This window comes from Eubacterium ramulus (assembly GCF_003122485.1).
Lineage (GTDB): Bacteria > Bacillota > Clostridia > Lachnospirales > Lachnospiraceae > Eubacterium_I > Eubacterium_I ramulus_A.
Map to the genome: position 1 here is coordinate 29765 of NZ_JRFU01000076.1, position 11930 is coordinate 41694.

Sequence of the window (11930 nt, forward strand, 5' to 3'; positions counted from 1 at the left end):
AAGAAAAAAAGAGTATATATGAGAAAAGTGGAAAAAATACACATATATATATGAAATTATTTAGTTGCGATTCAGGTGCAAAAAAACTATTATATGACTATCGGTTAGCACTCAGAAGAAATGAGTGCTAATAAAACAAAAGAAAGCATAGAACTTATATATAGAATAAGGAGGAATCACATCATGAAATTAGTACCATTAGGTGACAGAGTTGTATTAAAACAGGTAGAGGCAGAAGAGACCACAAAATCCGGTCTGATCCTTACAACAAGTGCACAGGAGAAACCACAGGAAGCAGAAGTAATCGCTGTAGGACCTGGCGGAATGGTAGATGGCAAAGAAGTAACCATGCAGGTAAAACCGGGTGATAAAGTTATTTATTCTAAATATGCAGGTAACGAAGTAAAATTAGAGGGTGAGGAGTACATCATCGTAAGACAGAATGACATCCTTGCTGTAGTAGAGTAATAAAATTGAAGGAGGAAAATTATCATGGCAAAAGAATTAAAATATGGATCAGAGGCAAGAAAAGCTCTGGAAGCTGGTGTAGATAAATTAGCAGATACCGTTCGTGTTACATTAGGACCGAAAGGAAGAAACGTAGTTCTGGATAAATCTTTTGGTGCTCCACTGATCACAAATGACGGTGTTACAATCGCAAAAGATATTGAGCTTGAGGATGCATTCGAGAACATGGGTGCACAGCTTGTAAAAGAAGCAGCTACAAAGACAAATGATGTAGCTGGTGATGGTACAACAACCGCTACCGTTCTCGCTCAGGCAATGATCAAAGAGGGAATGAAAAACCTGGAAGCAGGTGCAAACCCAATCGTTATGAGAAGAGGTATGAAGAAAGCAACTGAGGCTGCTGTAAAAGCAATCGCAGCTATGAGCCAGAAAGTTGACGGAAAGAACCATATCGCGAAAGTTGCAGCAATCTCCGCTGGCGACGAGACAGTAGGAAATATGGTAGCAGATGCTATGGAGAAAGTTTCCGCAGACGGTGTTATCACAATCGAAGAGTCCAAGACAATGCAGACAGAGTTAGACTTAGTAGAAGGTATGCAGTTTGACCGTGGATATATTTCTGCATACATGGCAACTGATATGGATAAAATGGAAGCAAACCTGGATGAGCCATACATCTTGATCACAGATAAGAAGATTACAAACATTCAGGAGATTTTACCACTGTTAGAGCAGATCTTACAGACAGGTAAAAAATTATTAATCATCGCTGAGGATATCGAGGGTGATGCATTAACAAACCTGATCGTAAACAAATTACGTGGAACAATCACTGTTGTCGGCGTAAAAGCACCGGGATATGGTGACAGAAGAAAAGCAATGCTGCAGGATATCGCAATCCTGACAGGTGGTACTGTAATTTCTTCCGAACTTGGTCTGGAATTAAAAGATGTAACATTAGATCAGCTTGGTCAGGCAAAATCTGTTAAAGTTCAGAAAGAGAACACAATCATCGTTGACGGTGAGGGTGATTCTGAGGCAATTAAAGCAAGAGTTGCTCAGATCCGTGCAGAGATTGAGACAACTACATCTGATTTCGACCGTGAGAAACTGCAGGAGAGACTTGCGAAGATGGCAGGCGGCGTAGCAGTGATCCGTGTAGGTGCAGCTACAGAAGCAGAGATGAAAGAAAGCAAACTGCGTATGGAAGACGCTCTGGCAGCTACAAAAGCAGCAGTAGAGGAAGGAATCATTGCAGGTGGCGGATCTGCATACATCCATGCAACAAAAGAGGTTGCAAAACTTGCTGAGACACTGGAAGGTGATGAGAAGACAGGAGCAAAAGTAATCCTGAAAGCTCTGGAAGCTCCGTTATTCTACATTTCCGCAAATGCAGGTCTTGAAGGCGCTGTCATCATCAACAAAGTTCGTGAGAGCGAGCCGGGTGTCGGATTTGATGCAGCAAAAGAAGAGTATGTAAACATGGTAGATGCAGGAATCCTTGATCCTGTAAAAGTAACAAGAAGTGCATTACAGAACGCAACAAGCGTTGCTTCTACCTTATTAACAACAGAGTCTGTTGTAGCAGATATCAAAGAGCCGGCTCCGGCAATGCCAGCAGGCGGTGCACCAGGAATGGGAATGATGTAATTCGGCAGAGTGCCTGTAATTTATAATTTTGGTTATTGAAGCCCGGAGAACCAGAAAAGAATACCGCAGCCTGAGAAGGCAGCTTGTATTATTTTCTGGTTCTCCGGGCTATTTAAACTGAGAAAATATCTAAATGTAAATCTGTGTATTTACGATATAAGCAGGAGTGAAAGTCCGAAAAGAATACCGCAGACTAAGACGTCTGCTTGTATTATTTTCGGACTCTCCTTCCTCATAAAACAAACGTTATTTCACAATTTCGGCTAATGGACGGATTTTAATATCATTTTCGGTAAGTGCCTTACGGATTTTTTCTACGAAAAGCAGTGCTTTTTCACCATCTCCGTGTACGCACACGGAATCTGTCTGAATCGGAATATCCTTTCCGGTCACAGCAGTAACAACGCCTTCTTTTACCATACGAATGACGCGGGCAATTGCCTCATCCTCATCTTTGATCAGCGCGCCTTCCTTACGGCGGTTGACCAGTGTGCCATCTTCTTCATAGCCACGGTCTGCAAATACTTCGCTGGCCGCTTTTAATCCACAGTCTTTGGCAGCGCGGATCATTTCACTTCCGGATAATCCCATGACAATGATCTCAGGATCATAGTCGCGGATCGCCTCACAGATGGCCATAGACAGCTCATAATCCTTGGCTGCCATGTTGTATAAGGCTCCATGTGGTTTGACGTGCTGCAGGCGCATTCCGTTTGCCTGACACATGCCGCCAAGGGCACTGATCTGATACAGGGTGTAAGCTTTTGCTTCTGCCGGGGAGATTGCCATATTTCTGCGTCCAAATCCCATGAGATCCGGAAGTCCCGGATGTGCACCAATCTTGATGCCTGCCTCTTTGGTGCGGGCAATGGATTCCAGTATTACGACAGGATCGGATGCATGATAACCGCAGGCAATGTTTGCAGAAGAAATAAGAGGAATGATTTTTTCATCCATTCCGATGGTATAGCGGCCGAAACTTTCGCCAAGGTCACTGTTTAAGTCTACCTGATACATGGTAAAGACCTCTCTTTCTGATTTGAAAATTTATTAGTCCAGACGTAAAATCCGTTCAATAAAGCCGGTATCGGCTTTTCCTTCGCAGAACTCTGGATTTTTCAAAATACGATACTGAAAATCAAGGTTGGTTTCCACACCCATGATTACCATTTCGTCCAGCGCGGAGCGCATTTTCTGCAATGCTGCATCACGATTCGGTGCATGAACAATGACTTTTGCAATCATGGAATCGTATTCGGATGGAATTCGGTAGCCAGTGTAAAGGGCAGTATCTACGCGGACGCCGTTTCCAGATGGCAGATGCAGATGTTTGACCACACCCGGACTTGGCATAAAGTTTTTCTCAGGGATTTCCGCATTGATACGACACTCAATGGCATGACCACGCGGAGTGACATCCTTCTGGGTAAAACTTAACGGCTCACCCATAGCCACGCGAATCTGCTCAATAATGAGGTCTGTGCCGGTGACCATTTCTGTGACACCGTGCTCTACCTGAATACGGGTATTCATTTCCATGAAATAGTAAGTGCCTTTTGGATCTACGATAAATTCAACGGTTCCGGCGTTTGTATAATTTACAGCTTTTGCTGCAAGAATCGCGTCATGATTCATAGAAGCACGCATTTTTTCCGTGATGGCAGGAGACGGGGACTCCTCAATCAGCTTTTGGTGATTTCGCTGTACGGAGCAGTCACGCTCGCCAAGAGCAACCACATTTCCGAAGTTATCTGCCATGATCTGAATCTCTACGTGGCGTGGATTTTCAATGAATTTTTCAATATACATGGTGTCATCGCCAAAGGAATTGGCTGATTCACGCTGTGCCATATTGAAATTAAATTCGAATTCATCTTTGGATTTTGCCACACGCATACCTTTTCCACCGCCGCCGGAGGAAGCCTTGATCATAACCGGGTAACCGATCTCATCGGCAAATTTTTCACCAGTTTCTGCATCGTAGACAGGCTCTTTTGTGCCTGGAACGACAGGAACGTTGGCATCCATCATTGTTTTGCGGGCGTGGGATTTGTTTCCCATGCTGTTGATGACATCGGCAGTCGGTCCGATAAAGGTGATACCATACTCGTCACAGAGACGGACAAAATCTGCATTTTCGGATAAAAATCCGAAGCCCGGATGAATGGCATCAGCGCCGACATTGCGGGCAGCTGTGATGATGCGCTCCATATTCAGGTAATTGTTGCGGGCAGGGCCTTCTCCGATGCAGACACGCTGATCTGCCAGCTGTACGTGAAGACTGTTTTTATCTTCTTTGGAGTAAACGGCGACGCTGCGGATGCCCATGTTGCGGCAGGCGCGGATAATGCGGACCGCGATTTCTCCACGATTTGCGATTAATATTTTGTGAAACATCAGCAGGCCTCCTTAGTCATCCAGTTTTTTTACCTTAAACAGTGGCTGGCCATATTCGATCTTCTGCTCATTGCTGGCCAGAACGGCTTCGATTTCACAGTCAAAATCACTTTCAATCTCATTCATCAGTTTCATTGCTTCCAGAATGCATACGGTCTGTCCGGCTTTGACTCTGTCACCGACTTTTACGAAGGCTTTTGCTTCCGGAGACGGAGCGGAATAGAAGGTGCCGACGATCGGGGAGGTGATGTAGGTTTCGTCCTCAGCTTCTTCTTCAATCGGGGCAGCAGGAGCAGTCTGTGCAACGGTGACTGCTGCTTCTCCCGGAACACCCATGGTTCCGCGGCGGCTCATTTTGATCTTTGTATCGCCTTCCTGAATGGAAAACTCCAGCATGGAGGAATTTTCGATAATCTGTACAAGTTTTTCAATCTGTTGTAAATCCATGATAGTTTGTTACTCCTTTGATGTTCAATAAAAAGGATTCTATAGGAAGATCCTGTGAATGTATTTTCAATCTGTTGCTACAGAATCCTGTAATAGTTCAGTAGCTAGTCCTGAAACAGTTTTGATAAACGTTTTGCCACAAGTCTGCAGTCCAGAACTTCTTTACACGGCTGATAAATTTGTTTGCGGAATTCCTGCAGTTCATGAAGTTCATCCTGCATGAGCTGCTGGGCTTCTTCTACGGTAACTGCCTGAAAACGTACCTTGTGGTCTGTTTTTCGCTGAACCAGTTTCGGAATGTCCACGGAAATGACAGTGGCAATTTTTGCATATCCGCCGGTGGTTTGACGGTCGGAAAGCAGAATGATCGGTTTTCCGTGGCTTGGCACCTGAACAGATCCGAAGGCAATTCCGTCTGAAATGATATCGGAAGTGGTCTTGTATGCGATGAACGGTCCTTCCAGACGGCATCCCATACGGTCAAATTCACTGGTTACGGTATATTCGGATTCCAGAAATGTCTTTCTGCCTGCTGCGGTAAATGCTTTATCCTGTGGTCCCATAATGACACGCAAGGTCACTTCATCCTGATCAAATTCATCCAGATCCAGAGTACGGGATAAGTAATATGGTAAATATCTGCGTTTGATACGGAAACCAACATAATCCCCATCCATCAGACGGCGTCCTTTGTATCCGCCAATGGAGCATTTGATGTTGGTAGAACGGCTTCCCATAACCACCGGAATGTCCAGATAACTGGAAAAAGCGATGTAGCCACGGCTGCCGGTTCTGGCGCCGCGGAAGGATAAGATATCACCACGGTGCATATAGACTGCGGTATAGTTTTTGATGGGTTTGCCGTTTACCTGTGGCTGGAAATCGCCGCCGGTGATGGCAATAATGGTTTCGGAAGTAAATTCCAGTGTCGGTCCCATCAGGGTAAATTCAAGGACTGCTTCGTTTTCCGGATTGTCTAAAAGCAGGTTTGCAATTTTAAAGGAGCGCACATCCATGACACCGGACACACCGAAGCCCTGGCTCTGATAGCCGGTTCTTCCAAGATCCTGTACAGTTGTGAGCATGCCGCCTTTTAATACACGAACGCCCATGGGTTACACCTCCTTTTGATGAATCGTGCAGGTATAAGTACCTTTTTCCACTTCATCTTTGATTGCTGTAAAATCAGATTCGCTGACCGGGACAAAACGAATGTAATCGCCGGCTTCAAAAAGAATCGGAACTTCACGGTTCGGATCATACGTTTTTACCGGAGTCAGTCCCAGTAACTGCCATCCTCCCGGTGAATCTAACGGATAGATACCGGTCTGGGAACCGCCGATGCCGACGCTTCCGGCTGGGATTTTGATACGCGGATTTGCCAGACGCGGAGTGTGGATGCGTTCATCCAGGCCGCCAAGATAAGAAAATCCCGGCAAAAATCCAAGCATGTAGATCAGATAGTCACTGGAAGAGTGAATATCAATGACTTCCTGCGGGGTAAGGTTTGCGTGTTTTGCAATGTTTTCCAGATCCGGGCCGTATTCGCCGCCGTAGCACACCGGAATTTCAAAAATACGGGAAGAAGATGCTTTTTTGCTGACTTCCAGTTTTAATAATTTTTCCAGACGGCGTTTTAATTTGCGGTAGTCGATAACGCGCGGATCATAGTTGATGAGAAGGCTTGAGAATGCAGGAATCACATCTGTGACACCTTCCACATGCTGTTCTCTCATCAGATGCACAAACGCAGTGATCTGTGCATTGATTTCCGGAGAAATCTCCTGCCCAAACTGAATGAGCAGGGAGGAATCTCCGGCGGTAAGAATTTTTGTGTCTTTCATAATTGATCATGCTCCATTATGCAAAAAGTGTTGCAAGGTTTCCGAGGGATGTGATGCCAAGGTATGCGGAGATGACAACAACAACGATACCAAGGATCAGCAGCCAGGTCGGATGATGGTAATCCTCACCCATGATAGTCTTCTTTTTGGAAGCTATCAGGCATACACCAAGGGTAATTGGAAGGATCAGTCCGTTTAAAGCTCCTGCCAGAACAAGCAGAGTAGCAGGCTGACCGATCAGTGCCATAACGACGGTGCTGAGGATGATGAATCCAACGATAAACCATTTTTCATTTTTTTCGATAAATTTACTGAATGTCTTCAGGAAAGATACGGAAGTGTACGCGCAGCCTACGATAGAGGTGATGGCAGCACACAGAAGTACCAGTCCAAAGAAGCGGTATCCGATCTGACCCGCACCGATCTTGAATGCATCAGCGGCAGGGTTGGACGGATCCAGTGTATGTGCACCGGAAGTTGCAGTAGCAACAACGACGCCAAGGATGGCGAGGAATAACAGTACACGGACGATGGTTGCGATACCAAGTCCCATAACAGAACTTTTCTTAATTTCACCAAGGTTTTCTTTTTTCGTGATACCTGCATCGATCAGACGATGTGCACCGGCAAAGGTGATATATCCGCCAACGGTTCCGCCAAGCAGTGTCAGGATGGCAGGGAAAGTGTCGCTCATTGCTGCAGATGGTGCAACGGTTTCTTTTAAGGCATAGCCAACTGGTGGGCGGACAATAAGGATCACAACGAAAATAACGGCGATCATAAGTCCACCAAGTACTTTTGTCAGGGTATCCATGGCTTTTAATGCATTCTTAGATAAGAAAACAACGACTGCAATGGCACCTGCAAGGAAATATCCAACTGTTGTCGGAATGCCGAGTAAGGTGTTAAAACCAAGGGCTCCGCCGCCGACGTTACCGATGTTAAATACAAGACCACCGGCTACGACCAGGAATGCTACCACATAGCCAAGTCCTGGAAGCACTTTGTTTGCAACGTCTTGTCCACGCATACCGGATACGCAGAGTACACGCCATACGTTTAACTGTACAATGGCAGCCAGTACGATGGAAATTAAAATAACAAAGCCGAAACTTCCATGTAGGCTGTCCGTGAATTTTCCGGTCTGGGTCAAAAATCCCGGACCAATGGCGGAAGTCGCCATAAGGAATGCGGCACCGATCAGGGCACCAGCGTTTTTTTTCTGATTGTTTTTGTTCATACAACGCTCCTTCACAAATTTAATATCTATATTATTATACATAATTATAAGAAGAAGTACAAATTTTTTTGCTTTTATGTATTGGGAGTGTCCGGTCCGAGAGTCAGAAAAGAATGTCGCAGACTAAGACGTCTGCTCTCATTATTTTCTGACTCTCGGACTTACGTTTACGAAGTTGGCAATTATCGTATGAAAAAGACTTATAATTAACAAACTGACAAGAAATGGAAAATTAAAAAAGTGCGGCAATGTTGTCCGGAACTCAATCTGGAAGAGGGAGATTTCCTGACGGAACTGGTCTGTGAAAAGGAGCTGTTGCAGCAGAATACAGAAGAACAGTCTTCTCTGGAACTGACTTTGGAAGGATTAAATCATACCGTTTCGGCAATTTTTCATTTATATAAAGAAGCAAACAAAGGAAATACAGGGTACGGGGCTTGGCATGGCAATCACAAAAAGCCTGACAGATGCAATGGGTGGAAATATCCGGGGAGACAGTACGCTTGGAAAAGGCAGTCGTTTTTGTGTTGAGATTCCGTTTGCGGTATCTGCTGCTGAGATGTGCAACGCTGTCTGGATGCGGGGATGAATGCCCATATTGCAAAACCGGTGGATTTTGATAAATTGAAGGAAATATTGCAAAATTTGTAGTAGTAACTTGAGTCTGGTGGCAATAAGTGTTACAATGAACCCAGAAAATAACATATTGATTTGCATGAGATTATGAGCTGAGCAAAAAGGAGACCATGAAGATGGTTTATTTTTGTTCGGCTCTTTTTAATTTCATCAGGTTCAAGCAGATTTTTGAAAAGTGTATAAATAAGTATTTATGAATGAAAAAATATTTGATGAGTTGGATCTGAAGGAAGCGAAACTGAGAAAAGGAGAGCGATTTTATGTATGATGTAATGATCATTGGGGCAGGTGTCACCGGAAGTGCCATTGCCCGGGAGCTGATGCGAAAGAAACGAAACATTGCGGTACTGGAGCGCTGCAGCGATATCTGTGAAGGTACCAGCAAGGCAAACAGCGGTATCGTGCATGCGGGATTTGATGCGACACCGGGAACCCTAAAAGCGAAAATGAACGTACAGGGAAGCCGGATGATGGAAGCACTTTCAAAGGAACTGGATTTTTCCTATAAACGAAACGGTTCGCTGGTACTTTGTTTTAGTGAGGCGGACAGACCAAAGCTGGAGCTACTTCTGGAAAAGGCAGAGAAAAATGGTGTAGAAGGATGCGAGATTATTTCCGGCGACGAAGTGCGGCAGATGGAATCGCAGGTGTCCGAACAGGTTGTGGCAGCACTGTATGCACCGGCAGGCGGCATTGTATGTCCGTTTGGATTGACAATCGCACTGGCAGAAAATGCATGTACCAACGGCGCAGAGTTTTTGTTAAATCAGGAAGTACAGAAAATTGTGAAAAAGGACGGATATTATGAGATTCATACGCAGGATCATGTGTATGAGACAAAACTGGTGGTAAATGCCGCCGGAGTTTACGCGGACGTTTTCCACAACATGGTCAGCGAACATAAAATTCAGATCATCCCACGAAAAGGCGAGTATTGCCTGCTGGATAAAAAGGTTGGAGACTTTGTATCCCATACGATTTTCCAGCTTCCGACAAAGTATGGAAAAGGTGTGCTTGTAACGCCGACTGTACATGGCAATCTGATGCTGGGACCGACCGCGGTAGACGAATCAGATAAGGAAAATATCGCAACCACAGCAGAAGGTCTGGAAGATCTGCAGCAGCGTGCGCTACTTAGTACACCGAACCTGCCAAAACGTCAGACTATCACATCCTTTGCCGGTTTGCGGGCGCATACAGAGAAAAATGATTTTATCATTGAGGAAGTGGCAGATGCGCCGGGCTTTATCGATGTGGCCGGGATTGAATCTCCGGGACTTTCCAGTGCACCAGCCATTGGCGTTTATGTGGCAGAATTGATTGAAAAACTGCTTCCGGCAGAGGATAATTTGGAGTTTGTATCTACCAGAAAAGGTGTGGTCTGCATGGAAGAACTGACTGTGGAAGAACGCCATGCGATGATTCAGAAAAATCCGGCATACGCAAACGTCATCTGCCGTTGTGAGATGGTGACAGAGGGTGAGATTTTAGATGCAATCCACCGCCCATTGGGAGCGACAACACTGGATGGCGTAAAACGCAGAACCCGCGCCGGAATGGGGAGATGTCAGGCAGGATTTTGTTCCCCGAAGACCGTGGAGATTCTTGCAAGGGAACTTGGATGCGACATCAGTGAAATTACGAAAAAAGGCAGAAATTCAGGATTCCTGACCGGATATGATAAGGAGGATCTGTAGCATGAAAACGAAAATTGCGATTATCGGCGGCGGACCTGCAGGTCTGGCAGCAGCGGTTGCGGCACGAAAGGCCGGTGTGAAAGATATTTTAATACTGGAGCGTGATGAGCAGCTGGGCGGAATTTTAAACCAGTGTATTCACAATGGATTTGGACTGCATACCTTTAAGGAAGAACTGACCGGACCGGAATATGCGGCACGTTTTATTGCGGAAGTGGAAAAGATGCAGATCCCATATCTGCTGACAACCATGGTGGTGGATATCAGTCCGGATAAAAAAATTACCTGCATGAACCGGGAGCAGGGGATGTTTGTGGTAGAGGCAGAAGCCATCGTTCTGGCCATGGGATGCAGAGAGCGCCCGCGGGGAGCCTTAAATATTCCGGGCTATCGTCCGGCAGGCATTTATTCCGCCGGAACAGCACAGCGTTACGTTAATATTGAGGGACGGATGCCGGGCAAAAAAGTGGTTATTCTTGGTTCCGGGGACATCGGATTGATCATGGCACGACGTATGACCTTTGAAGGTGCAAAAGTGCAGGTGGTGGCAGAACTGATGCCGTATTCCGGCGGCTTGAAACGAAACATTGTACAGTGTCTGGATGATTATAATATCCCATTGAAACTGAGTCATACCGTGGTGGATATCAAAGGAAAAGACCGGGTAGAGGCAGTGACCATCGCGCAGGTGGACGAGAAGTTAAAACCAATTCCGGGAACAGAAGAAACCTACGAATGTGATACCTTACTGTTATCCTGTGGTCTGATTCCGGAAAATGAGCTTTCCGGAAAATTAGGTGTGGAATTAAGTCCGGTGACTTCCGGACCGGTAGTCAATGAGAGCCTTGAGACAAATATTCCGGGTGTGTTTGCATGTGGAAATGTCCTGCATGTGCATGATCTGGTGGATTATGTGTCAGAGGAAGCCGGGGCGGCAGGAACGTTCGCGGCAGAATATGTGACACAGCAGTTTGCGGAAGATGCAACAGAAATCAATATTTGCCCGGAGGGTGGTGTGCGCTATACGGTGCCGTCTTCCGTTCATCCGCATCGGATGCAGGACAAACAGATTGTACGCTTCCGGGTCGGAAATGTATACAAAAACTGTGAGCTTTGTGTTTATTTTGACGATACCTGTATCATGCGTTTAAAAAAGAAAGTTATGTCACCGGGTGAAATGGAGCAGGTGATTTTGCAGAAGAAAAAACTGCAGGAATATGAGCATTTATCCAAAATAACAATTCGAATCGAACAGGGGGAAGCATAATGGAACGAAAAGAACTGATTTGTATCGGCTGCCCGCTGGGCTGTAATCTGACAGTGGAAATGGATGGCGTGCAGGTGATATCCGTAAGTGGAAATACCTGCAAACGCGGGGATGATTATGCCAGAAAAGAGCTGACAGATCCAAGAAGAATCGTGACATCCACGGTTCCGGTAATGGGCGGCAATCTGCCGGTGGTATCGGTGAAAACGGCATCGGATATTCCAAAAGGGAAAATCCGGGAATGCCTGATGGCATTAAAAGGAGTGACACTTACAGCACCGGTT

Annotated in this window: 12 protein-coding genes; 6 read left to right on the forward strand and 6 right to left on the reverse strand. The window is 45.6% G+C overall.

Annotated features, from left to right (window positions below):
• Positions 1-183 precede the first annotated feature (183 nt).
• Positions 184-468: a co-chaperone GroES gene (gene groES / locus LG34_RS06835; RefSeq protein WP_022036466.1), complete on the forward strand. Its 285-nt coding sequence runs from the start codon at positions 184-186 to the stop codon at positions 466-468.
• 24 nt (positions 469-492) lie between these two features.
• Complete coding sequence (groL, locus tag LG34_RS06840) at positions 493-2118, forward strand: chaperonin GroEL (RefSeq protein ID WP_021739516.1); 1626 nt, start codon at positions 493-495, stop codon at positions 2116-2118.
• A gap of 246 nt (positions 2119-2364) precedes the next feature.
• Here the strand turns inward: groL and LG34_RS06845 are convergent, their stop codons facing one another.
• The 6 genes from LG34_RS06845 to LG34_RS06870 all read right to left on the reverse strand — a co-directional run bounded on the left by LG34_RS06845 (position 2365) and on the right by LG34_RS06870 (position 8046).
• Positions 2365-3135 carry a LamB/YcsF family protein gene (locus tag LG34_RS06845; RefSeq protein ID WP_109215435.1) on the reverse strand — a complete coding sequence of 257 codons (771 nt, stop codon included), beginning with the start codon at positions 3133-3135 and terminating at the stop codon, positions 2365-2367.
• A 33-nt stretch (positions 3136-3168) separates the two neighbouring features.
• The gene (gene accC / locus LG34_RS06850; RefSeq protein WP_109215436.1) at positions 3169-4515 is read right to left on the reverse strand and encodes an acetyl-CoA carboxylase biotin carboxylase subunit; all 1347 of its coding nucleotides are present in this window, start codon (positions 4513-4515) and stop codon (positions 3169-3171) included.
• Positions 4516-4527: 12 nt separating this feature from the next.
• The gene (gene accB, locus LG34_RS06855; RefSeq protein WP_109215437.1) at positions 4528-4962 is read right to left on the reverse strand and encodes an acetyl-CoA carboxylase biotin carboxyl carrier protein; all 435 of its coding nucleotides are present in this window, start codon (positions 4960-4962) and stop codon (positions 4528-4530) included.
• A 104-nt stretch (positions 4963-5066) separates the two neighbouring features.
• A complete protein-coding gene (locus tag LG34_RS06860; RefSeq protein ID WP_109215438.1) occupies positions 5067-6074 on the reverse strand; it encodes a biotin-dependent carboxyltransferase family protein in 1008 nt (335 codons plus the stop codon).
• Positions 6075-6077: 3 nt separating this feature from the next.
• Positions 6078-6806, reverse strand: coding sequence for a 5-oxoprolinase subunit PxpB (pxpB, locus tag LG34_RS06865; RefSeq protein ID WP_109215439.1), 729 nt, complete (start codon positions 6804-6806; stop codon positions 6078-6080).
• 16 nt (positions 6807-6822) lie between these two features.
• The gene (locus LG34_RS06870; RefSeq protein ID WP_109215440.1) at positions 6823-8046 is read right to left on the reverse strand and encodes an NRAMP family divalent metal transporter; all 1224 of its coding nucleotides are present in this window, start codon (positions 8044-8046) and stop codon (positions 6823-6825) included.
• 394 nt (positions 8047-8440) lie between these two features.
• On the opposite strand from LG34_RS06870, the gene LG34_RS06875 reads away from it, so the two are divergent.
• The 4 genes from LG34_RS06875 to LG34_RS06890 form a co-directional block, all read left to right on the forward strand.
• Positions 8441-8635, forward strand: a complete 195-nt coding sequence (locus LG34_RS06875) for an ATP-binding protein (RefSeq protein ID WP_333491079.1) — start codon at positions 8441-8443, stop codon at positions 8633-8635.
• 307 nt (positions 8636-8942) lie between these two features.
• Positions 8943-10379, forward strand: a complete 1437-nt coding sequence (locus LG34_RS06880; protein ID WP_109215442.1) for an NAD(P)/FAD-dependent oxidoreductase — start codon at positions 8943-8945, stop codon at positions 10377-10379.
• A gap of 1 nt (position 10380) precedes the next feature.
• On the forward strand, positions 10381-11646 hold the full coding sequence (locus LG34_RS06885) for an NAD(P)/FAD-dependent oxidoreductase (protein ID WP_109215443.1): 1266 nt from the start codon (positions 10381-10383) through the stop codon (positions 11644-11646).
• Positions 11646-11930, forward strand: a 285-nt coding sequence (locus LG34_RS06890; RefSeq protein WP_109215444.1) for a DUF1667 domain-containing protein, incomplete at its 3' end; no start/stop codon positions are given. The genes LG34_RS06885 and LG34_RS06890, both read left to right, overlap by 1 nt.

Coding starts and splice junctions, on each gene's coding strand:
- accB (WP_109215437.1), bottom strand. CDS start 4,962: ATGGATTTACAACAGATTGAAAAACTTGTACAGATTATCGAAAATTCC.
- accC (WP_109215436.1), bottom strand. CDS start 4,515: ATGTTTCACAAAATATTAATCGCAAATCGTGGAGAAATCGCGGTCCGC.
- groES (WP_022036466.1), top strand. CDS start 184: ATGAAATTAGTACCATTAGGTGACAGAGTTGTATTAAAACAGGTAGAG.
- groL (WP_021739516.1), top strand. CDS start 493: ATGGCAAAAGAATTAAAATATGGATCAGAGGCAAGAAAAGCTCTGGAA.
- LG34_RS06845 (WP_109215435.1), bottom strand. CDS start 3,135: ATGTATCAGGTAGACTTAAACAGTGACCTTGGCGAAAGTTTCGGCCGC.
- LG34_RS06885 (WP_109215443.1), top strand. CDS start 10,381: ATGAAAACGAAAATTGCGATTATCGGCGGCGGACCTGCAGGTCTGGCA.
- pxpB (WP_109215439.1), bottom strand. CDS start 6,806: ATGAAAGACACAAAAATTCTTACCGCCGGAGATTCCTCCCTGCTCATT.
- LG34_RS06870 (WP_109215440.1), bottom strand. CDS start 8,046: ATGAACAAAAACAATCAGAAAAAAAACGCTGGTGCCCTGATCGGTGCC.
- LG34_RS06860 (WP_109215438.1), bottom strand. CDS start 6,074: ATGGGCGTTCGTGTATTAAAAGGCGGCATGCTCACAACTGTACAGGAT.
- LG34_RS06880 (WP_109215442.1), top strand. CDS start 8,943: ATGTATGATGTAATGATCATTGGGGCAGGTGTCACCGGAAGTGCCATT.